Raw genomic sequence first — 21,729 nt, forward strand, 5'->3', positions numbered from 1 at the left:
TCCAGCCAATAGGCGCCTAGTCTGGCATACCAGAACAGGAGGAAATATGATGTCAGTTGCATATGACTTTGCGCATTCGCCGGCGACCGAATTCATGGGCCGGCCACAGCATCTGCTCATCGACGGCCGCCGCGTCCCCGCCAGCTCCGGCCGCACCTTCAAATCCCTCAATCCTGCGACCGGGCAGGTCATCGCCACCTTCGCCGAAGGCGGCGAGGCCGATGTCGAACATGCGGTCGCCGCCGCGCGCCGGGCGTTCGAAGGTCCGTGGCGGACGATGCGCGCCTCCGAGCGCGGCCAGATCCTGTTACGCTGGGCGGACCTGCTGAAGCGGAACGCCGAGGAAATCATCGAGCTCGAGTCGATCGATGCTGGCAAGCCCATTGCTGCAACGATGCGCCAGGACTTTCCGGCTGCCGTGGACACGCTGATCTATTACGCCGGCTGGGCCGACAAGATCAGCGGCGATGTCGTGCCCGTGCGCGACGATGCGCTGACCTACACCATGCGCGAGCCGGTCGGCGTGGTCGCGGCGATCGTGCCGTGGAATTTCCCGCTGATGATCGGGATGTGGAAGCTCGCGCCGGCGCTGGCCTGCGGCTGCACGATCGTGATGAAGCCGGCCGAGCTGACCTCGCTGTCGGCGCTGCGCATCGCCGAGCTCGCGCTCGAAGCAGGACTTCCGGCAGGCGTCTTCAACGTCGTGACGGGTCCGGGCCGCGTCGTCGGCGACGCGCTGGTCAATCACCCCGACGTCGACAAGGTCACCTTCACCGGCTCGCCCGGTGTGGGCCGCGGAATCATGAAGGGCGCGGCGAGCAACTTCAAGCGCGTCTCGCTCGAGCTCGGCGGCAAGTCGGCCAATGTCATTTTCGACGATGCCGATCTCGAAGCAGCGAGCAAGGCGGCGGCCTCCGGCATCTTCTTCAACGCCGGCCAGGTCTGCTCGGCCGGCTCGCGCGTGCTGGTGCAGGAGAAGGCCTATGACGAGGTCGTCGAGCGGCTGGCTGCACGCGCGAAATCGCTCAGGATCGGCGATCCGCTCGACCGCAAGACGGCGCTCGGCCCCGTCATCTCCGAGAAGCAGATGAAGTCGATCCTCGACTATGTCGCTATCGGCCGGAGGGAGGGCGCGAGCCTCGTCACCGGCGGGACGCGGGTCGGCGAGCGCGGCTACTTCATCAGCCCCGCTGTGTTCGCGGGCGTGGCGCACGAGATGCGGATCTCGCAGGAGGAGATCTTCGGCCCCGTCGTCAGCGTCATCAAGTTCAGGGACGAGGCCGATGCGCTGCGGATCGCCAACGGCACAGCCTACAGCCTCGCTGCGGGCGTCTGGAGCCGCGACATCGGCAAGCTGCAGCGCTTCGCCAAGAGGGCGCGCGCCGGCACGGTCTGGATGAACACCTATGGCTACACCGACGTGCGCCTGCCCTGGGGCGGCGAGCGCGACTCCGGGCTCGGCCGCGAGCACGGCACCGCCGCACTCGACAATTTCACCGAGCCCAAGGCTGTCTGGATGAATCTGGCCGTCTGATTACCTCCCGATCGGCCAATCCTGGGCCCGCCTGATCGTCCGGTCAGGCGGGCTCTTTTTTCGAGATCGATAAAATTGTCTGCATTCGGCTCAGCGGCCGCAAACCCTCCCGACAAGAAGCACGGCGCCTTAAACCAGAGCTTTGGAACCGGCCTGCATCCTGCCCGCAACAGGGCAGGGCATTATCATGTCAATCTTCAGGGAGATCGTCGTGGCGGTTGCGGGAGTCTACGCGCTCCTGTTCGCCTGCGACGCAGTGTTCGGCGTCGGCGAGCCGCGCTTCGACGACGCCTATTACCGCGCCGGCTTCTATGCACCCAAGCCGAAGGAGTTTCGGTTCGCGAGCGACACGCCGCCGGCGGTCCGCGTCAGCGACGCCTTCGCGCAGTTTGCGCCGAGCGACGCAAAGCCGAACAGGCGTTACTCGTCGCTGACGACGATCATTCGCTGACCCTCATTCCCCCTGGATCCACTCCGCAAGCCCACGCCACAGCGTGTCGCGGTGCTCGGGGCGGAAGAAGCCGAAATGGCCGATGGCCTTGGCGCCGACGTCGGAGGGCTTCACCGTCAACACCTCCGGCTTGATCGCAGTGAAGCCGCCCGTGAGCAGCTCGACCGCGGGCCGTGTCGCCCAGGGATCGTCGGAGAAACACAGCGCGCGCAGCTCGCCCCTAAACTTCGCGAAATTGTCCAGCGCGGGCAGCTTTGAATCGAACAGATAGCGCGGCATCCGGACCCACTCGGCCCATTGCAGGAAGACGCCCTTGGGCAGATCCTCGCCGATGCCGGCCCAGCCCGGCGCGTAACCGAATGCGTGGGCCAGCGGCACGCCAATGAGGTTCATGAAGGCGTAGACGCGGTATTTCTCCGGCGAGGTCATCAGCCGCCAGGTCGCGGCCTGCGAGGCCACGAAGGCGGCGCGGGAAATCTCGCTGTTGTTCTCGATCAGCCCGAGCGCCTGGCCGCCGTAGGAATGGCCGATATAGGCAAGGGGCAGAGTGTTGTAACGCTCGCGCATCCAGCGCACGGCGGCGGTAACGTCGAGCGCGGCCCAGTCCGACATCGAGGCCTTGAAGCCGACCAGCGATTTCGGCTGGTTGTAGCCGACCATCGCTGGCAGCCGGGAGTCGCCGATGCCGCGGTAGTCATAGGTGAGGACCGCGCAGCCGCGATGGGCGAGATAGGACGCAAAGCCGCGATAGATCTTTCGCGGCACGGCGGTGGCCGAATTGATCAGGACGGCGTGGCGCTTGGCGCCGCGCGGCAGGAACAGGGTGCCGGCCAGCGCATACCCGTCGGTCGCCGGGAAGCTGATCTCGTCGATGAAAACGTCGTCGCGCGCCGCGTCCATGGGCAGAAGCTGTCCTGCCAGTTTTCCTAGCCATCCCAGCAAATGCGAATTTGGCTTTCCCTGCAAGGGTTTGCAGTGCGAAACGGATTTACAACTGGCGATGTCGCGCCAGCCTGTGTATAAGGCGGCCCTCGCAACCCTTAGATCAGGTTGTGCTTTTTGCTTCACGGAGAGATTGCGATGTCCGAGCGGTGGACGCCCGAGTCCTGGCGCAGCAAGCCGGTGCTACAGGTGCCCGATTATCCCGACGCCAAGGCTCTGGCCGACGTCGAGGCGCAGCTTGCAACCTTTCCGCCGCTGGTGTTCGCGGGTGAGGCGCGCAATCTGAAGAAGGCCCTGGGCCGCGTTGCGGCCGGCGAGGCCTTCCTGCTCCAGGGCGGCGACTGTGCCGAGAGCTTTGCCGAGCACGGCGCCAACAACATCCGCGACTTCTTCCGCGTGCTGCTGCAGATGGCGGTGGTGCTGACCTATGCCGGCGCGGTGCCGGTGGTAAAGGTCGGCCGCATCGCCGGACAATTTGCAAAACCGCGGTCGTCGCCGACCGAGAAGGTTGATGGCGTCGAGCTGCCGAGCTATCGCGGCGACATCGTCAACGACATCGCCTTCACCAAGGAAGCGCGCGTGCCGGATCCGCAGCGCCAGCTGATGGCCTATCGCCAGTCGGCCGCGACGCTGAACCTGCTGCGCGCCTTCGCGACCGGCGGCTACGCCAATCTCGGCAGCGTGCACCAATGGATGCTCGGCTTCCTCAAGGATTCACCGCAGTCCCGGCGCTACAAGGAGCTGGCCGATCGCATCTCGGACGCGCTCAATTTCATGCGCGCCTGCGGCCTCGATCTCGAGGCCCATCCCGAGCTTCGCTCGACCGATTTCTACACCAGCCACGAGGCGCTGCTGCTCGGCTACGAGCAGGCCATGACCCGCGTCGATTCCACCACCGGCGACTGGTACGCGACTTCGGGCCACATGATCTGGATCGGTGATCGCACCCGGCAGCTCGATCACGGCCACATCGAATATTTCCGCGGCATCAAGAACCCGATCGGGCTGAAGTGCGGCCCGTCGCTGAAGCCCGACGAACTGTTGAAGCTGATCGACGTACTCAACCCCGACAACGAGCCGGGCCGGCTGACGCTGATCGGGCGCTTCGGCTCGGACAAGGTCGGCGAGCATCTGCCGAACATGATTCGCGCCGTGAAGCGCGAGGGCAAAGTGGTGGTCTGGTCGTGCGATCCCATGCACGGCAACACCATCACCTCCACGACGGGCTACAAGACGCGCCCGTTCGACCGGATCCTCTCCGAGGTGAAGTCGTTCTTCGCGATCCACGCGGCCGAAGGCACCCATGCCGGCGGCGTGCATCTGGAGATGACCGGCAAGGACGTCACCGAATGTCTCGGCGGCGCCCGCGCGATCACGGACGAGGATCTCAACGATCGCTACCACACGGTCTGCGATCCCCGCCTCAATGCCGAGCAATCCATCGACATGGCCTTCCTGGTCGCCGAGCTGCTCAAGCAGGAGCGCGCCGGCAAGACCAAGCCGATGCCGGTCGCAGCGGGGCTCTGATACCTTGCTGCGAATCTGGAAGGCCACGATCAATTCCCGCAACGGTCTGGCTTTTGCGTTCCGCTCGGAGCAGGCCATCCGCGAGGAGATATTTGCGCTCCTCGTGTCGCTGCCGGTGGCCTGGTTCATCGGCGCGACAGCGATGCGTGCGGTCGAGTTGATTTGTGCGGTCGCGTTCGTGCTGACGGTTGAGCTGCTCAACACCGCGATCGAGAAGCTCGCCGACCGCCTGACCATGGATCACGACAAGCAGATCGGGCGCGTCAAGGACATGGGCTCGGCTGCCGTTGGTGTGGCGCTACTCATGGCGGGCGCGTTCTGGATCTTTGCCATCGTCGAGCGGCTGGGTTTCGTCTGACGAAAATTGAAAAGGGCCGTCATGACCGAACGTCTCAATGCATTCGCGGTCACGCTCGCCCAGCTCAATCCGACCGTGGGCGACATCGAGGGCAATGCCGCGAAGGTGCGCGCCGCGCGCGCGCAAGCCGTCGGTGACGGCGCCGATCTCGTGCTGTTTCCGGAATTGTTCATTTCCGGCTATCCGCCGGAAGACCTGGTGCAGAAGCCGGCCTTCCAGGCCGCCTGCCGCGCTGCAATCGAAAGCCTCGCGCGCGAGACCGCGGATGGTGGCCCAGCCATGCTGGTCGGCACGCCCTGGGTCGAGGACGGCAGGCTCTACAATGCCTGCGCACTGCTCGACGGCGGCCGCATCGCCACACTTCGCTTCAAGTGCAATCTGCCGAATTACGGCGTGTTCGACGAGAAGCGGCTGTTTGCGCGCGGGCCTGCTGCGGGCCCCGTGACCGTGCGCGGCGTGCGCATTGGCGTGCCGATCTGCGAGGACATCTGGCTCGAGGAGTCCGAGGACTACGAGAACGTGGTCGAGACGCTGGCCGAGACCGGCGCCGAGATCATCCTGGTGCCGAACGGCTCGCCTTACGCCCGCGACAAGAACGACGTACGGCTGTCGGTCGCGGTGGCCCGCGTCACCGAGAGCGGCCTGCCGCTGGTCTATCTCAACCAGGTTTGCGGCCAGGACGAATTGGTGTTCGACGGCGCCTCCTTCGCGCTCAATGGCGATCTCTCGCTCGCAGCGCAACTGCCGGCGTTCGAGGAAAACGTCACCACGCTCCGCTTCACCAGAAACGGCGAGGACTGGCGCTGCACGGGATCGATCGCGGAGCAGGTCGAGGGCGACAAGGCCGATTACGCAGCCTGCGTGCTGGGCCTGCGCGACTACGTCGCCAAGAACGGTTTTCCCGGCGTGCTGCTCGGCATTTCCGGCGGCATCGATTCGGCACTCTGCGCGGCGATCGCGGTCGATGCGCTCAGCGCGGACCAGGTGCATGGCGTGATGCTGCCCTATCGTTACACGGCGGCACATTCGATCGCCGACGCCGGCGAGCTCGCCGGCCATCTCGGCATCCGCTACGAGGTGTTGCCGATCGCGGAAGCCGTGAACGGTTTTGAGACCATCCTCTCGGGCATCTTCAAGAACCTGCCGCCTGATATCACCGAGGAGAACCTCCAGGCCCGCACCCGCGGCACGCTGTTGATGGCGATCTCCAACAAGACCGGGCTGATGGTGGTGACGACAGGCAACAAGTCGGAGATGTCGGTCGGCTACGCCACGCTCTACGGCGACATGAACGGCGGCTTCAACCCGATCAAGGATATCTACAAGACGCAGGTGTTTCGGCTGGCGAGCCTGCGCAACAGCTGGAAGCCGGATGGCGCGCTCGGGCCCGCAGGGGAGGCCATTCCCCCTGATATCATCACGCGCCCGCCGACGGCGGAGCTGCGCGAGAACCAGACCGATCAGGATTCATTGCCGCCTTACGACGTGCTCGATGCCATCCTCGAGCGTCTGGTCGAACGTGAGGAGCCGCTCGAGGCCATCATCGCCGCCGGCTTCGACCGCGAGACCGTCACCCGCATCGACCATCTGCTCAATGTCGCCGAATACAAGCGCCGCCAGGCGGCGCCCGGGGTGAAGGTGACACCGAGGAATTTTGGCCGCGACCGCCGCTATCCCATCACCAACCGTTTCCGCGACAAGGGCGAGGGGCTGCCCGCGCCGGACGAGACGCTGGTCTCGCGCGGCAACAAGGCGTCGATCGACGCGTTCGAGGGGTGAACTCGCTGATTTTGGGGACTGGCGTGGTGGGGTGGTCTCGCCACCATCAAGCTGTCATCATCCGCGAAGGCGGATGATCCAGTACTCCGCGGCGGGCATTGTAGGAACCGACTGCCGACATGAGTTACTGGATGCCCCGCCTTCGCGGGGCATGACAGCGAGAAACTCCGATTGCCGCTATGACGGGGCTGCGAAAAACAGCACCCGCAGGAAGTGCGTGTATTCGGATTCGAGCACCATGATCGATACAAATACCAATACCGCGATCGGCGGCAGCAGGATGGCATAGGCCAAGGCCAGTCGCTCCCAGGCCATGTGCATGAAGACGGCGACGATCAGGCCGGCCTTCAACATCATGAACAGCAGGATCAGCGACCACCTCAGATAGCCGTGCAGGCCAAAGTAGTCGACGAGATAGGAGCACGTGCTGAGGACGAACAGCCAGCCCCAGACCACGAGGTAGAGCTTGATCGGGTGCTGCTGACCCTTGGCGTGAACGGCCCCCGTTGCGACTGCGCCATGCGCCGGAGCGTGGAGCTGTCCTTCCATGTGTACCGCCGCGTTTGTCATGCGCCGACCTCACCAAAGGTAGAAGAATGCAAAGATGAAGACCCACACGAGGTCGACGAAGTGCCAGTACAGGCCCATGATCTCGACGATCTCGTAGTACCCCTTGCGGCTCGTGAAGAAGCCGCGCCTCTCGACGTCGAAGTCGCCGCGAAAGACCTTCCGCGCAATGGCGATCAGGAAGATCACGCCGATCGTCACGTGGGTGCCGTGGAAACCCGTGATCATGAAGAAGCTCGAGCCAAACTGCGCCGCGCCCCATGGATTACCCCAGGGTCGAACGCCCTCCATGATCAGCTTGGTCCATTCGAAGGCCTGCATTCCGACGAAGGTCGCGCCGAAGGCTGCCGTGACCAGCATCAGGATTGCGGTTCTCACGCGATCGCGGCGGTAGCCGAAATTGACGGCCATCGCCATTGTTCCGCTGCTGCTGATCAGCACGAAGGTCATGATGGCGATCAGGATCAGGGGGATGTGCTTGCCCCCGATATTGAGGGCGAAGACTTCGCTGGGATTCGGCCACGGCAAGGTCGTCGACATGCGCGCCGTCATGTAGGAGAGCAGGAAGCAACTGAAGATGAAGGTGTCGCTGAGGAGGAAGATCCACATCATGGCCTTGCCCCAGGACACGTTCTTGAAGGCACGCTGATCGGACGCCCAATCGGCGGCGATGCCACGCCAGCCTTCAAGCCGCGCAGTCGATTGGCCCGAATGTGTCAGCACGGTCTCAGCCATCTGGTCTTGCCTCCCTAGCTCAGCAATCGGCGGCAGATGTCGACGAAATCATCGGTCCAGCCGGTGAGAAGACCGAGCAGGACAAGCCAGACCAACAGCAGGAAGTGCCAATAGATGGCGCATAGCTCCACGCTCAATCGCATGTCGGCGATCCCGGCGCCACGCCACATCTTGGCTGAGGTTCGGCCCAGGGCCACCAGACCGCCCGCCAGATGCAGCCCGTGTACCGCGGTCAACAGGTAGAAGAAGGAATTCGCCGGATTGGACGCCACGAAATATCCGGCAGCCCCGAGCCGTTGCCAGGCCAGGAGCTGTCCGGCGAGGAAGATCACGGCAGATGCTCCGCCGGCGAGCAGACCGATCGTGACGCTCTCAATATCGTGTCGGCGGGCAGCCACGTACGACCATTGCAGCGCGACACTGCTCAGGACCAGCACGCCCGTGTTGACCCACAGCAGCCGCGGTACCGGCAGCGGCCGCCAGTCCACCACGCTCATGCGCATCGAGTAGGCGCTGATGAAGAGGACGAACAATGCGCTCGCGACAGCGAGGAACACGCCAAGTCCGACCTTTGCTGCCGGCCAGGTCATGGCATCGCCGCCGGGGAAGTCACCGGCCGGGCCTTCCTCCAGCCAGGGCTTGGCCGTCAGCCGCTGCTGCGACAGCCACCATCCGGCGATCACCGCAAGCACAGTCAGGAACAGAATGATGGCGCTCACGAAGCAGCTCCCTGAATGAGCTGCGTCGCGCGTGGCGGCTGGTTCTGCGGAATGAAGTCCTCCGCGGCGCCGGGCACGCTGTAATCGTAGGCCCAGCGGTACACGATCGGGAGCTCCTTGCCCCAGTTGCCGTGTCCTGGAGGCGTCTCCGGCGTCTGCCACTCCAGCGTCGTTGCCCGCCACGGATTGCCGCCCGAGGCCTCACCTTTGAACAGGCTCCAGGCAAGATTGAACAGGAACACCATCTGGCTGAAGCCGACGGTCAAGGCCACCACGGAGATGAAGGCGTTCAGCGAATGGGCTGAGGTCGGGATGAACGCCGCATCCCCGAGTTCGAAATACCGGCGCGGAACCCCGAGCAGTCCAAGATAGTGCATGGGGAAGAAGATCAGGTAGGCGCCGAGGAAGGTGACCCAGAAGTGAAACTTGCCGAGGGCGTCGTTCAGCATCCGTCCCGTCACCTTGGGGTACCAATGATAGATCGCGCCGAGCACGACCATGATCGGTGCCACGCCCATCACCATGTGGAAGTGCGCGACCACGAACATGGTATCCGAGAGGGGCACGTCCACGACGACGTTGCCGAGGAAGAGGCCGGTGAGCCCGCCGTTCACGAAGGTGATGATGAAGCCGAGGGCGAACAGCATCGGCACCCTGAGATGAATGTCGCCGCGCCACAGGGTCAGCACCCAGTTGTAGACCTTGATCGCGGTGGGGATTGCGATGATGAGCGTCGTGGTGGCGAAGAAGTACCCGAATTGCGGGAACATGCCGCTCACATACATGTGGTGCGCCCAGACGATGAAGCTGAGCGCGCCGATGGCCACGATTGCCCAGACCATCATGCGGTAGCCAAAGATGTTCTTGCGCGCATGCGTGCTGATCAGATCGGAGACGATGCCGAAGGCGGGCAGGGCGACGATGTAGACCTCGGGATGGCCGAAGAACCAGAACAGGTGCTGGAAGAGTAGCGGGCTGCCGCCGCCATATTTCGACAGCGTGCCCATCTCGACGAGCGAAGGCATGAAGAAGCTTGTTCCCAGGAGACGGTCGAGCAGCAGCATGACCGAGGCAACGAAGAGGGCAGGGAATGCCAAGAGCGCCATCACGGTCGCCGTGAAAATGCCCCACACGGTCAGCGGCAGGCGCATCAACGTCATGCCGCGGGTGCGCGCCTGGAGCACCGTCACCACGTAATTCAGCCCGCCCATGGTGAAGCCGATGATGAACAGGATCAGGGACGACATCATGAGAATGATGCCCCAGTCCTGTCCGGGCGTTCCGGAGAGGATTGCCTGCGGCGGGTAGAGCGTCCAGCCGGCGCCGGTGGGGCCGCCGGGCACGAAGAATGTCGAGGCCAGCACCAGGACCGCGAGCAGGTAGACCCAGTAGCTCAGCATGTTCACATAAGGGAAGACCATGTCCCGGGCGCCGACCATCAGCGGGATCAGGTAGTTGCCGAAGCCGCCCAGGAACAATGCGGTGAGCAGATAGATCACCATGATCATGCCGTGCATGGTGATGAACTGGAGGTACTGGTTGGCATCGATGAAAGAGAAGGTGCCGGGGAATCCCAGTTGCAGCCGCATCAGCCACGACAGCACCAGGGCCACGAGCCCGATGGCCGAGGCCGTCAGCGAATACTGAATGGCGATCACCTTGGCGTCCTGCGAGAAGACATACCGTGTCCACCAGCTCCTCGGATGATAGAGCTCAACGTCAGGTACTTCGGCAGGCGGGATGCCTTCGATCCCTTCATATGGAATATCGACCATAGAAACCTCCTCGGTCGTTTCCATCGGAAGCGAGGCGTTGGCCTCATGCACCCGATCTGTTTCGCGGCGGCAGCTTGCTACTTGCCGCCGGATTGGTACGTCGCCTTCACGATGGCTTTTGCCGACGACAATTCGGCAAACGTCTTTTGTTGCTCCAGCCAAGCGTGATACTCACGCTCTTCGTCGACGATGACCTTGGCCCGCATCTGATAGTGAGCCGCGCCACAGAGCTCCGCACAGAGAACATCGAACGTTCCGGTTCGGATCGGCGTAATCCAGAAATAGGTCACCATGCCTGGAACCATGTCCATCTTGGCCCGGAATTCGGGCACGTAGAAATCGTGCAGGACATCAACTGAGCGGAGCAGAACCTTGACCGGCTTTCCCACTTGAAGGTGCAGGTCTCCGTTCTCGATCACGACGTCGTCCTGCGCGTGTGCGTCGTCACGATTGAGCCCCATTGGATTGTCGGCAGCGATGTTGCGGACATCGGATGTGCCCAGCCGCCCATCCTTGCCCGGAAGGCGGAAGCTCCACTGCCATTGCTGGCCCATGACCTCGACCTCGGTGGCATCCGCAGGCACCGTCACGAACTGGTGCCAGACCACGAGGCCAGGCGCCAGCATGGCCGCGACGCCGACGCCGGTCCCGACGCTCAGCCACCACTCGAGCTTTTTGTTTTCCGGATTGTAGTCAGCCCGTCTTCCCTCTTTGTGGTGAAAGCGGAAGACGCAGTAAGCCATGAAGGCGATGACCGCGACGAAAACAAAGCCCGTGATCCAGAACGTGATGTTGATGGTGTGGTCGATATAGGCCCAGTTCGTGGCGATCGGCGTCCACCACCACGGGCTGTAGATGTGAAACAGCACCGAGCCGATCGCGACCAGAAGCAGTATCAATGCGACAGCCATCCTGATCCATCCTTGCCATCGAAGGCTACGGATACGAATCCAGGGCGGAGCTCATGTCGGTCGCGATGGCTGGCCTTTCTCGGTTGGCATTCATGCCATCGCCGGCCTTTTGCCTCGCCCATTCCACCGGTCGCGAAATCAAGACAACGCTCGCGACCAAACTCCAAGGGCGTCTGGGTCTAAAATGATACCGGCCTAATCCGGCGTCAATAGAGCAATGTAGGTGCTCCGGCATGGCGACATGGCGTGGTTGCCGTCGCCCGGCCAGTCGACAAAGCTTCAGGCGCGCATGTTGGATGGCGGCGTCCTGGGCGATGCAGCGCACAATCAGACAATTCACCTAACCGTGAGCGCCGCCGTGCCGCGCGCGCGCTAAGCTTGCGAAGCAGGTCGCGACGGGTTCCGTCCGGCCAGGCTCTGTTCGCTGAACCTGGGTTGCCGTACCCGACCCCTCGCGTTTCCTGCTCGTCAGGCGGACACGCGTGGCTGGAAAGCGCGTGTTATCGAAAACCGCGATTTTCAGCACGGGAGGGTCCGTTCATGGCCACTCTGTACTCCCACGACATCATCAGGCGGCACGTATTCGGTGAAGCGGCCTCCTATCCCATTCGTAAGATCAGCTTTTCCGACCTGACCGAGGCCCTGCGCCTGGGTTGGGAGGATTTCCAGGCGATGCCGAGCCACGCGATCATCGTGTGCGTGATTTATCCCGTTCTCGGTCTCGTCCTGTTCAGGATGGTTCTCGGCTATTCGGTGCTGCCGCTCCTGTTTCCGCTGGCCGCCGGCTTCGCGTTGATCGGGCCCTTTGCCGCGATCGGTCTCTACGAACTCAGCCGGCGTCGCGAGCGTGGCGAGGAGGTCGATGCGTGGGATGCGATCAAGGTGCTGCGCGCACCGTCGTTCGGTGCCATGGTCGAGCTCGGCGTGCTCCTGCTGGTCCTGTTCGGGGCCTGGATCGGTGTCGCGAACGGGATTTATGTTGCGATCTTCGGTCACGCGGCGGCTGCAAGCATTCCCGACTTCGCAACGCGCGTGCTGACGACACCGGAAGGCTGGTCGCTCATCCTCGTCGGTTGCGGTGTCGGCTTCCTGTTTGCGGTCGTGGCCTTGTGTGTCAGCGTCGTGTCGTTTCCGTTGATGCTCGACCGGCATGCGACTGCGATCGACGCGATCCGCACGTCGCTCCGGGCGGTGGGGGCAAATCCGGTTGCGATGGCCGGATGGGGCCTCATCGTGGCGGCGCTGCTCGTAATCGGCTCGCTACCGCTCTTCGTTGGTCTTGCTGTTGTTCTGCCGGTGCTCGGTCATGCCACCTGGCACCTCTATCGGCGGGTGGTCGAGCCCAATCCGAATCCACCGGACGAGCCGCCGCCGCCCCCGAAGGGAAAGCGCTACGCAGCGGACTTTCCGGCCAATCTCTTCCCGTGGAGCCGCGAGGGCGAGCAGTAACAGTGAAGCGGCCGCGCCGGGCGGCCGCCTTCACAGGGCATGACGGGTTAGGGCCTATTTCTGCTGCTGCGGCAGGAAGGTCGGGCCGACCGAACGGATCGGCTTGTTCTCTGAACTCGGCGCAGCCGTGCTGGTGTCCGCTGGCGGTGTCGCGGCCGGTGCCGTGGCCGTCGTCGGCGCGGGCGCGGCGCCTTTCTTGGCATTGGCGGGCTGCGGCGCGCCCTTGTTGAGGCGCGGCTGCTGCATCTTCCTGGCGCTCTCTTCGGTGACGATGATGTCGCCCTGCTGCTCGACGGTCGCCTTGTCGTCGGCCGATTTCAGCGCGTCGGCCCAGGTCTGTCCGGCCGCCTTGCAGGAGCAGGACGGGTTGAACTCGCTGCGGAATTTGAACGCGGTCGGCAGCGCCGTGTAGGGCTGGCCGCCGATCGAGACCGCCGAATTCATGTCCTCGCCGGGATTGCGATGGGTGTAGAGCACGGCTTCCGCGGCCGGGCACAGTGCCTTGCAGGTCTTCTCGTCGTCGGCGAAGCGCGCCGGCACGGTGGCAAAGGAGACCGGGAAATAGGCGCCGTCGCAGGTGCGCACGCACACGGTGCGGAAGGTGCCGGATTGCGGGCCGAGATCGGAGGGCGGCACGGCCTGCGGATTGTTCGGGTTGTTGTTGCCGCCGAACAGGTTGCTCAGGAAGTTGCCGCCGCCTTGCGACTGCGCGGCGTTGGCGTATTGCGGACCGCAATTGTTCTGCGCCAGCGCCATCAGCACCGAGCGGCGCTGGTTGTCGCGCTCCGGGCTGAAGCCGCCGCCGCGCAGGCGTTCGAGATTGCCGGTGATCTGGTCCAGATTGGCGCGCATCTGCTGGATCTGGGTGTTGACCGGGCCGCACTGCGCCGACTGGCCGTTGAACAGCGAGAAGAAGCCTGAGGAGTCGCAACCCATGCGCTTGGCCTGCATGGTGACGCGGTCGAGCTCGGCCTGCTGCTTGGCCTGGGAATCCTGGTAACGGCGGATCTGCTCTTCACGCGCGGGATCGCCACCGCCGCCGCCACGGTCGAGCGCGGCGAGCTGGCCTTCCAGCCGCGCGCACATCGGATTGGGGCCAAGCCCGTTCTGGCCGGGCTGAGGCGGCGGGCCGGGGGGACCTGCCTGCGCGAAAGCGCCATCGGCGAGCACGACGGTGCCCAGGAGCACGGTGCAGGCAAGGAGGGAGCGGGCACGGGAGAGAGACAAAAATTCAGGCATATCCGCCATTCTAGCGAGGTCGCGGCCCAGCGTGATTTTGGGGGCCGAAGCGCGCCCTCCAATAGCCGCTTCCTGCGGCATCGTCACGTCGTTTCAGGGGCCGAAGATGGGTCCTAAAGTCCGCCAGCTCCGAGGGAATTCAGCGCTGGCAGGTGATTGCGACATATTCGTCGCAATGGCCATGGGAGCAGTTTGCGCCGGTTTTGGGGACAGAACCGGTAATTTCGTCGGGATCGACCCGGCGATAGCTTGATGCCTGGGCAAAATCCCGTGACTGGCAGTAGGTGCGCGCGACCTGCGCCCCGCATTTGTCGCCCCTGGCCAGGCACTGGTCGATCCCATAGCCGTCCGCCTGGTTGGCGATGATGAAGACGCGGGTCTCGGCGAATGCGCCGGATGCCGCGACGAGGGAGGCACAGGAGACGAGCGCGAACAGGGATCGCATGGGGTACCGGGGGCTTGGAGACAGCCCGCTCTTAATAAACTCAAAAGGTTAAGGGGAATGGAACCATTGCGGCAGACCGGCGCGCATTGCGGGGAGAAGACGGCATTTTCGCGGCTCCCTTGACGTCAGGGGCCTTCGTGGCCCATATGTTCCCGCATGAACGGTCTCCTCGCCATTTGCATCATTTGCGAGATTACGAGCTAGCGATTCGCTGGCTGGAGCCGTCTTTTCTCAAACACATTGAGAGCACTGGACGCCCGGCCGCGCAACGGCCCGGTTCTCGCATTCGCATGTCGTCGCGGCAAATAGGGTTGCGAATGCGAGAACCGGACCGCTGCGAAGAAATGAAGTTTTTGTGCCGCTTGCGATTTGAAGTTCCTGGTCGAGTTTGCTGCTATCGCTGCAGGAACTTCAAATCGCATTCGGCACTACGACGGGTATCCATATGGAATTACGCCTTTACGATACGCTGAGCCGGGACAAGCGCACCTTCGTGCCGCTCGATGCGAAGAACGTCCGCATGTATGTCTGCGGGCCGACCGTCTACGACTTCGCCCATATCGGCAACGCGCGGCCGGTGATCGTGTTCGACGTGCTGTTTCGGCTGCTGCGCCACACCTACGGCGAGGCACACGTCAAATATGTCCGCAACATCACCGACGTCGACGACAAGATCAACGACCGCGCCGCGCGGGATTTTCCCGGCCTGCCGCTGAACGAGGCGATCCGCAAGGTCACCGAGCAGACCGGCAAGCAGTTTCACGCCGATGTCGATGCGCTCGGTGCGCTCAGGCCGAGCGTCGAGCCGCGCGCGACCGAGCATATCGGCGAGATGCGCGAGATCATCGAGAAGCTCATCGCCGGCGGCTTCGCCTACGCCGCCGAGGATCACGTGCTGTTCTCGCCGCAGGCGATGAACGCGGCCAACTCCTCGCTGCCGCGCTACGGCGCGCTGTCCAATCGGTCGCTGGACGAGATGGTCGCCGGCGCCCGCGTCGATGTCGCGCCCTACAAGAAGGGTAACACCGACTTCGTGCTGTGGAAGCCCTCCAAGCCAGGCGAGCCGTCATGGCCGTCGCCGGCCGGCATCAAGGCCGAGGGGCGTCCGGGCTGGCACATCGAGTGCTCGGCCATGGCCTGGAAGCATCTCGGCGAGCACTTTGACATCCATGGCGGCGGTATCGATCTCGTGTTTCCGCATCACGAGAACGAGGTCGCACAGACCTGCTGCGCCTTCCACCAGCAGCGCATGGCGAACTACTGGATGCACAACGGCTTCCTGCAGGTCGAGAGCGAGAAGATGTCGAAGAGCCTCGGCAACTTCATCACGATCCACGAGTTGCTAAAGGACTGGCCGGGCGAGGTGCTGCGCCTGAACATGCTGAAGACGCATTATCGCTCGCCGATCGACTGGACCATGAAGTCGCTGGAGGAGAGCGCCAAGACGCTCGACGACTGGTATCGCGTCGCCGCCGACGTCGCGCCGGGCGAACCGGCTGCGTCCGTGGTCGAGCCGCTGCTCGACGATCTCAACACGCCGCTGGCGATCGCGGCGCTGCACGGCCTGCGCGGCGATGCTGCTGCATTGTCGGGATCGTTGCGGCTGCTCGGCTTCCTGTCGGAGAGTGCCGCGCAGTGGGAAAGCCGCAAGCAGCAGGCGAGCGGTGTCGATGCCGGGGAAGTCGAGCGTCTGCTTGCGGAGCGGACAGCCGCGCGTGCGCGGAAAGACTTCAAGGAGTCCGATCGCATCCGCGATCTGCTCGCCGGGATGGGCGTTGCGATCAAGGACTCCAAGGACGGGACGACCTGGGAGGTCGCGCGATGAAGCGGCCCGACACGCCTTTTCCGCGGCACTGGCTCTATTACATCGCGCTGAAGATCCTGCTGCTCGGCGCCGCGGTGGCGATCGTGCTGAAACTCTATGGGATGTGGTGAGGACGATGGGACAGACTTTGCCAAAGCCCGGCCTGCGGCCGTTCCTGCCCGATGACGTGCCGGTGCTCGCCGCGATCTTCACCGCCAGCATCGAGCAGCTGACCGGCGACGACTATAGCGAGGCACAGCAGCAGGCCTGGATGGAGGCGGCGGAGGACGAGGAGTTCGGCAAGCGGCTCGCCTCCGACCTGACGCTGATCGCGACGCTCGAAGGCTCGCCCGTCGGCTTCGCCTCGCTGCGCGGCACCGATCACATCCGGATGCTCTACGTGCATCCGGCCGTCAGCGGACAGGGCATCGCGACCATGCTGGTCGATGCGCTGGAGAAGCTTGCCGGCGGCCGCGGCGCCAAGAGCCTCTCGGTCGATGCCAGCGATACCGCGGAGGGCTTCTTCGCCAAGCGCGGCTACACCGCCCAGCAGCGCAACAGCGTCACCATCAATGACGAGTGGCTTGCCAATACCACCATGAAGAAGACGCTTGGAGCTGTGCCATGAGCAAGGAGCGTCTCTATCTGTTTGACACCACGCTGCGCGACGGGGCGCAGACCAATGGCGTCGATTTCACGCTGACCGACAAGCAGGTCATCGCGGCGATGCTCGATGATCTCGGTATCGACTATGTCGAGGGCGGCTATCCCGGCGCCAACCCGCTCGACACGGAGTTCTTCGGCTCCAAGCCGAAGCTCAATCACGCGCGCTTCACCGCCTTCGGCATGACGCGCCGGGCCGGGCGCTCGGTCTCCAACGATCCCGGCGTCGCCGGTCTTTTGGAAGCGAGGGCGGATGCAATCTGCTTCGTGGCGAAGTCGTCGGCCTATCAGGTGCGCGTCGCGCTGGAAACGACCAAGGAGGAGAACCTCGCCTCGATCCGCGACAGCGTCGCGGCGGCGAAGGCAGCCGGCCGCGAGGTCATGCTCGACTGCGAGCATTTTTTCGACGGCTACAAGGAGGACGCGAGCTTCGCGCTTGCCTGCGCGAAAGCCGCCTTCGATGCCGGCGCGCGCTGGGTGGTGCTGTGCGACACCAATGGCGGCACCATGCCTGATGAGGTCGAGGCCATCGTCACCGAGGTGACGAAACACATCCCGGGCGACCACGTCGGCATCCACGCCCATAACGACACCGAGCAGGCGGTGGCCAATTCGCTCGCCGCGGTGCGTGCGGGCGCGCGGCAGATCCAGGGCACGCTGAACGGCCTCGGCGAGCGCTGCGGCAACGCCAATCTCTGCTCGCTGATCCCGACGCTGAAATTGAAGAAGGATTTTGCCGACGTTTTCGAGATCGGCGTCACGTCCGAGAAGCTGGCGACGCTGGTGAAGGTGTCGCGCACGCTCGACGACATGCTCAACCGCGTGCCGAATCGGCATGCGGCCTATGTCGGCGAGAGCGCCTTCGTCACCAAGACCGGCATCCACGCCTCCGCCGTGCTGAAGGATCCGCAGACCTATGAGCATGTGCTGCCGGAGCTGGTCGGCAATCATCGCAAGGTGCTGGTCTCCGACCAGGCCGGCCGCTCCAACGTCATCGCCGAGCTCGACCGCGCCGGCATTGCCTATGAAAAGAGCGATCCGAAGCTGACGCGTCTCGTCGAGGAGTTGAAGGAGCGCGAGGCACAGGGCTACGCCTACGAATCCGCCAACGCCTCGTTCGATCTCCTGGCGCGCCGCACGCTCGGCAAGGTGCCGCATTATTTCGAGGTCGAGCAGTTCGACGTCAATGTCGAGCAGCGCTACAACGCGCTCGGCGAGCGCGTCACGGTGGCGCTCGCGGTGGTCAAGGTCGACGTCGCCGGCGAGCATCTGATCTCTGCCGCCGAGGGCAACGGCCCGGTCAACGCGCTCGACGTCGCGCTGCGCAAGGACCTCGGCAAGTACCAGAAATACATCGAGGGCTTGAAGCTGATCGATTACCGTGTGCGTATCCTCAATGGCGGCACCGGCGCGGTCACGCGCGTGCTGATCGAGAGCGAGGATGAGAACGGCGACAGCTGGACCACGGTCGGCGTGTCCCCGAACATCATCGACGCCTCGTTCCAGGCGCTGATGGATTCGGTGATCTACAAGCTCGTGAAATCGGGCGCGCCGGCGTAAGAAAAATGTAGCCCGGATGAGCGAAGCGATATCCGGGGCAGTCTACGCTGCGGAGATAGTGACCCCGGATGTCGCTTCGCTCATCCGGGCTACGGGATCGAGGAGGGGGAGCCAATGATCGACCACATCTCCGTCGGCGTCAGCGATCTCGATCGCTCCGCAACGTTCTACGAGGCAACGCTCGCCTCCCTCGGCCTCACGCGTCTCGTCACGCGGCCGCGCACGGTGGGCTTCGGCAAGGCCTATCCGGAATTCTGGATCAATTTGCGCGAGGCCATGCCGCGCGTCGCGCCGGAAAGCGGCGTGCACATCTGCCTGCGGGCGAAGACGACCGGCGAGGTCGATGCATTCCATGCGGCCGCGCTCGCAAACGGCGGCGCGTCCGACGGCGCGCCGGGCCTCCGTCCCCACGATCGCGTGCGTTACTATGCGGCCTTCGTCTTCGATCCAGACGGCAACCGGATCGAAGCAGTCACCTTTCCGAGCGAGTAGCTCTTACAGCTTGCGCGCGACTTCCGGGGCGAGCTGCTTTTCCTCTTCGGCGATCTGTGCCGCGGCCGCTTTCAGCTTCGGCAGGATCTCCTCGACGCGATCGGCCTTGAGGATGTCGACCGTCAGGCCGGCGCGAATGAACTCGGTCTGGCGCATGTGCGACAGGAGCGAGAACAGCGGCTCCCAGAAATTGTCGATATTGGCGAGCAGCACCGGCTTGGCGTGACGGCCGAGCTGCTTCCAGGTCAGCTGCTCCACCAGCTCCTCCAGCGTGCCGACGCCGCCCGGCAGGGCCACGAAGGCGTCGGAGCGCTCGAACATCAAGCGCTTGCGCTCGTGCATGTCGGGGGTGACGATCATCTCCTGCACGCGCGTCAGCGCGTTCTCGCGCAGCCGCAGGAATTCGGGAATGATGCCGGTGACGGTGCCGCCGTGATCGAGCACGGAGGTCGCGACCGAGCCCATCAGGCCGAGCGAGCCGCCGCCATAGACCAGGCGAATGTTGTTCTCGGCGAGGGCCTTGCCGAATGCCTTGGCGCCTTCGGTGAAGCGGGGATTGGTTCCGGGGCCGGAGCCGCAATAGACACAGACGGTTTTGATCGTGCTCATTGGTGCCATGATGCATTGCAGCGAAGAGGCGTCAAGCCCAATCGGTGATTCGGACTGTCCGGAAATCTACCGGTAAACGGCGAGAAACAATCGAAGATTCGCCATCTGGCGGGGTGCACGGGCATCGGGAAGGCTCTATATGACAGGCGAAAATCGTTAATCGCAGCGACGCCCGCATCCGGCGGGCTTTTAGGTTTGTTGATGGACCAACCCCAATCGTTCGACGGCGCCGACGTTCCTGGTTCTCCCGCCGGGGGACCGCTGGAGCGGGCCACGCTGATGGGCACGCTGGCGCATTTGTGGCCCTATATCTGGCCGGGCGACCGCGTCGATTTGAAGATGCGCGTGGTCTGGTCGCTGGTGCTGCTGCTCGCCGCCAAGCTGATCACGCTCGCCGTCCCGTTCAGCTTCAAATGGGCCACCGACGCACTGACCGGCGCCAACACCGCGCCGGTCGCGGCCGACAATTGGCACCTCTGGGTGATCGCTTCGCCCTTGCTGCTGACCGCGAGCTACGGCGTGATGCGCATCCTGATGGCGGTGCTGACGCAATGGCGCGACGGTATCTTCGCCCGCGTCGCCATGCACGCGGTGCGCAAGCTCGCCACCATCACCTTCATCCACATGCACGAGCTGTCGCTGCGCTTTCACCTGGAGCGCAAGACCGGCGGCCTGACGCGCGTGCTGGAGCGCGGCCGCGAGGGTATCGAGGTCATCGTGCGCATGGTGATCCTGCAGCTGATCCCGACCATCGTCGAGGTCTCACTGCTGATGGCCGTGCTGCTCTGGCAGTTCGACTGGCGCTACGTGGTGGCGACGCTGATCACGGTCGCGGTCTACATGTACTACACCTACATCGCGACCGAGTGGCGGATCGGCATCCGCCGCAGGATGAACGATTCCGATACCGAGGCGAACACCAAGGCGATCGACTCGCTGCTCAACTACGAGACGGTGAAGTATTTCAGCGCCGAGGCGCGCGAGGCGCAGCGCTACGACCGCTCGGTGGCGCGCTACGAGGAGTCGAGTATCCAGGCCTATACCTCGCTCGCCGTGCTCAACACCGGCCAGGCCGTGATCTTCACGCTGGGCCTGACTGCGACCATGCTGATGTGCGCAATCGGCGTGCGCAACGGCACCAACACGGTCGGCGATTTCGTGCTGGTCAATGCCATGATGATCCAGCTCTACCAGCCCCTGAATTTCATGGGCATGGTGTATCGCGAGATCAAGCAGGCGATCATCGACATCGAGAAGATGTTCAACGTGCTGGGGCGCGAGGCCGAGATCAAGGACGCGCCCGGCGCGCAGCCGCTGGCCGTTTCCGCCGGCACAGTGCGCTTCGAGGATGTGCGCTTTGCCTATGAGCCGACGCGGCCGATCCTGAAGGGCATCAGCTTCGAGGTGCCTACCGGCAAGACGGTTGCGATCGTCGGTCCTTCCGGTGCAGGCAAGTCGACCATCTCGCGCCTGCTGTTCCGCCTCTATGACGTTTCCGGCGGCAAGATTTTGATCGACGGCCAGGACATCCGCGAGGTCACGCAGGCCAGCTTGCGCGCCGCCATCGGTATGGTGCCGCAGGATACCGTGCTGTTCAACGACACCATCCGCTACAACATCCGCTATGGCCGTTGGGACGCCAGCGATGCCGAGGTCGAGGAGGCCGCGCGCCTCGCGCAGATCGATCATTTCATCCGCATGGCGCCTAAGGGCTACGAGACCCAGGTCGGCGAGCGCGGCCTGAAATTGTCGGGCGGCGAGAAGCAGCGCGTCGCGATCGCACGCACAGTGCTCAAGGCGCCGCCGATCCTGGTGCTGGACGAGGCGACCTCGGCGCTCGACACCCATACCGAGCACGAGATCCAGGGCGCGCTCGACCGCGTGGCGAAGAACCGCACCTCGCTGGTGATCGCGCACCGGCTCTCGACCATTGTCGGCGCGGACGAGATCATCGTACTGGACCAGGGCCGCATTGCCGAGCGCGGCACCCACGCCGTGCTGCTGGCACAGGGCGGTCTCTACGCCAGCATGTGGAACAGGCAGCGCGAGGCGGAGGCGGCGCGCGAGAAATTGGCCAAGATGGCCGATTCCAGCGAAACGCCCAACCGGGAGCCGCCGCCGGTCGCCGACGCCCTCGCGACGTCTGCGGCCGCGGAGTGACCTTGTCTCC

At 64.1% G+C, this 21,729-nt stretch carries 20 protein-coding genes; 11 read left to right on the plus strand and 9 right to left on the minus strand.

The features are described 5' to 3' along the window. Positions 1-49 precede the first annotated feature (49 nt). Both JQ635_RS07370 and JQ635_RS07375 read left to right on the plus strand, forming a co-directional pair. Positions 50-1,534: an aldehyde dehydrogenase family protein gene (locus JQ635_RS07370; protein ID WP_211409451.1), complete on the plus strand. Its 1,485-nt coding sequence runs from the start codon at positions 50-52 to the stop codon at positions 1,532-1,534. A 187-nt stretch (positions 1,535-1,721) separates the two neighbouring features. Beyond that, positions 1,722-1,985 (plus strand): hypothetical protein, encoded by a 264-nt coding sequence (locus tag JQ635_RS07375; RefSeq protein WP_211409204.1) that lies wholly within the window; start codon positions 1,722-1,724, stop codon positions 1,983-1,985. Positions 1,986-1,988: 3 nt separating this feature from the next. On the opposite strand, the gene JQ635_RS07380 is transcribed toward JQ635_RS07375, so the two are convergent. After that, complete coding sequence (locus JQ635_RS07380) at positions 1,989-2,885, minus strand: alpha/beta hydrolase family protein (protein ID WP_211409205.1); 897 nt, start codon at positions 2,883-2,885, stop codon at positions 1,989-1,991. 180 nt (positions 2,886-3,065) lie between these two features. Between JQ635_RS07380 and JQ635_RS07385 the strand changes: the two genes are divergently transcribed. From JQ635_RS07385 to JQ635_RS07395, 3 genes are read left to right on the plus strand one after another with little or no spacing between them, the layout of a single operon-like run. Continuing rightward, on the plus strand, positions 3,066-4,454 hold the full coding sequence (locus JQ635_RS07385) for a class II 3-deoxy-7-phosphoheptulonate synthase (RefSeq protein WP_211409206.1): 1,389 nt from the start codon (positions 3,066-3,068) through the stop codon (positions 4,452-4,454). A gap of 4 nt (positions 4,455-4,458) precedes the next feature. Further along, positions 4,459-4,812, plus strand: a complete 354-nt coding sequence (locus JQ635_RS07390; protein WP_211409207.1) for a diacylglycerol kinase — start codon at positions 4,459-4,461, stop codon at positions 4,810-4,812. Between the two features lie 21 nt (positions 4,813-4,833). Continuing rightward, positions 4,834-6,591, plus strand: coding sequence for an NAD+ synthase (locus JQ635_RS07395; protein ID WP_211409208.1), 1,758 nt, complete (start codon positions 4,834-4,836; stop codon positions 6,589-6,591). A 177-nt stretch (positions 6,592-6,768) separates the two neighbouring features. Here the strand turns inward: JQ635_RS07395 and JQ635_RS07400 are convergent, their stop codons facing one another. The 5 genes from JQ635_RS07400 to JQ635_RS07420 all read right to left on the minus strand — a co-directional run bounded on the left by JQ635_RS07400 (position 6,769) and on the right by JQ635_RS07420 (position 11,298). Continuing rightward, a complete protein-coding gene (locus JQ635_RS07400) occupies positions 6,769-7,161 on the minus strand; it encodes a cytochrome C oxidase subunit IV family protein (RefSeq protein WP_211409209.1) in 393 nt (130 codons plus the stop codon). A 9-nt stretch (positions 7,162-7,170) separates the two neighbouring features. Further along, entirely contained in the window at positions 7,171-7,893 is a 723-nt protein-coding gene (locus tag JQ635_RS07405) for a heme-copper oxidase subunit III family protein (RefSeq protein WP_211409210.1), read from the minus strand. Positions 7,894-7,907: 14 nt separating this feature from the next. Next, positions 7,908-8,612: a cytochrome c oxidase subunit 3 gene (locus tag JQ635_RS07410; RefSeq protein ID WP_211409211.1), complete on the minus strand. Its 705-nt coding sequence runs from the start codon at positions 8,610-8,612 to the stop codon at positions 7,908-7,910. Next, entirely contained in the window at positions 8,609-10,387 is a 1,779-nt protein-coding gene (locus JQ635_RS07415) for a cbb3-type cytochrome c oxidase subunit I (RefSeq protein ID WP_211409212.1), read from the minus strand. Before JQ635_RS07415 ends, JQ635_RS07410 begins: the two co-directional genes overlap by 4 nt. 77 nt (positions 10,388-10,464) lie before the next feature. Beyond that, positions 10,465-11,298: a cytochrome c oxidase subunit II gene (locus tag JQ635_RS07420; RefSeq protein ID WP_211409213.1), complete on the minus strand. Its 834-nt coding sequence runs from the start codon at positions 11,296-11,298 to the stop codon at positions 10,465-10,467. A gap of 540 nt (positions 11,299-11,838) precedes the next feature. Between JQ635_RS07420 and JQ635_RS07425 the strand changes: the two genes are divergently transcribed. Next, positions 11,839-12,747, plus strand: a complete 909-nt coding sequence (locus JQ635_RS07425) for a DUF2189 domain-containing protein (protein ID WP_211409214.1) — start codon at positions 11,839-11,841, stop codon at positions 12,745-12,747. Positions 12,748-12,801: 54 nt separating this feature from the next. On the opposite strand, the gene JQ635_RS07430 is transcribed toward JQ635_RS07425, so the two are convergent. Together JQ635_RS07430 and JQ635_RS07435 are read right to left on the minus strand one after the other, a co-directional pair. Continuing rightward, positions 12,802-13,995 carry a DUF2865 domain-containing protein gene (locus tag JQ635_RS07430; RefSeq protein ID WP_211409215.1) on the minus strand — a complete coding sequence of 398 codons (1,194 nt, stop codon included), beginning with the start codon at positions 13,993-13,995 and terminating at the stop codon, positions 12,802-12,804. A gap of 130 nt (positions 13,996-14,125) precedes the next feature. Next, the gene (locus JQ635_RS07435; RefSeq protein ID WP_211409216.1) at positions 14,126-14,431 is read right to left on the minus strand and encodes a hypothetical protein; all 306 of its coding nucleotides are present in this window, start codon (positions 14,429-14,431) and stop codon (positions 14,126-14,128) included. A 445-nt stretch (positions 14,432-14,876) separates the two neighbouring features. Between JQ635_RS07435 and cysS the strand changes: the two genes are divergently transcribed. From cysS to JQ635_RS07455, 4 genes are all read left to right on the plus strand, one after another. Next, on the plus strand, positions 14,877-16,256 hold the full coding sequence (cysS, locus tag JQ635_RS07440) for a cysteine--tRNA ligase (RefSeq protein ID WP_211409217.1): 1,380 nt from the start codon (positions 14,877-14,879) through the stop codon (positions 16,254-16,256). 115 nt (positions 16,257-16,371) lie between these two features. Then, positions 16,372-16,863: a GNAT family N-acetyltransferase gene (locus JQ635_RS07445; protein WP_211409218.1), complete on the plus strand. Its 492-nt coding sequence runs from the start codon at positions 16,372-16,374 to the stop codon at positions 16,861-16,863. Continuing rightward, positions 16,860-18,458 carry a citramalate synthase gene (gene cimA, locus JQ635_RS07450; protein WP_211409219.1) on the plus strand — a complete coding sequence of 533 codons (1,599 nt, stop codon included), beginning with the start codon at positions 16,860-16,862 and terminating at the stop codon, positions 18,456-18,458. Before JQ635_RS07445 ends, cimA begins: the two co-directional genes overlap by 4 nt. Before the next feature lie 114 nt (positions 18,459-18,572). Beyond that, complete coding sequence (locus tag JQ635_RS07455) at positions 18,573-18,950, plus strand: VOC family protein (protein WP_211409220.1); 378 nt, start codon at positions 18,573-18,575, stop codon at positions 18,948-18,950. A 3-nt stretch (positions 18,951-18,953) separates the two neighbouring features. On the opposite strand, the gene JQ635_RS07460 is transcribed toward JQ635_RS07455, so the two are convergent. Continuing rightward, positions 18,954-19,559 carry a TIGR00730 family Rossman fold protein gene (locus JQ635_RS07460; protein ID WP_211409221.1) on the minus strand — a complete coding sequence of 202 codons (606 nt, stop codon included), beginning with the start codon at positions 19,557-19,559 and terminating at the stop codon, positions 18,954-18,956. A gap of 201 nt (positions 19,560-19,760) precedes the next feature. Here JQ635_RS07460 and JQ635_RS07465 point away from each other — a divergent pair, with 201 nt between their 5' ends. Beyond that, complete coding sequence (locus tag JQ635_RS07465; protein ID WP_211409222.1) at positions 19,761-21,719, plus strand: ABCB family ABC transporter ATP-binding protein/permease; 1,959 nt, start codon at positions 19,761-19,763, stop codon at positions 21,717-21,719. The last annotated feature ends 10 nt before the right edge of the window (positions 21,720-21,729 follow it).

The sequence above is a fragment of the Bradyrhizobium iriomotense genome (genome assembly GCF_018130765.1).
GTDB classification, from domain to species: domain Bacteria; phylum Pseudomonadota; class Alphaproteobacteria; order Rhizobiales; family Xanthobacteraceae; genus Bradyrhizobium; species Bradyrhizobium iriomotense_A.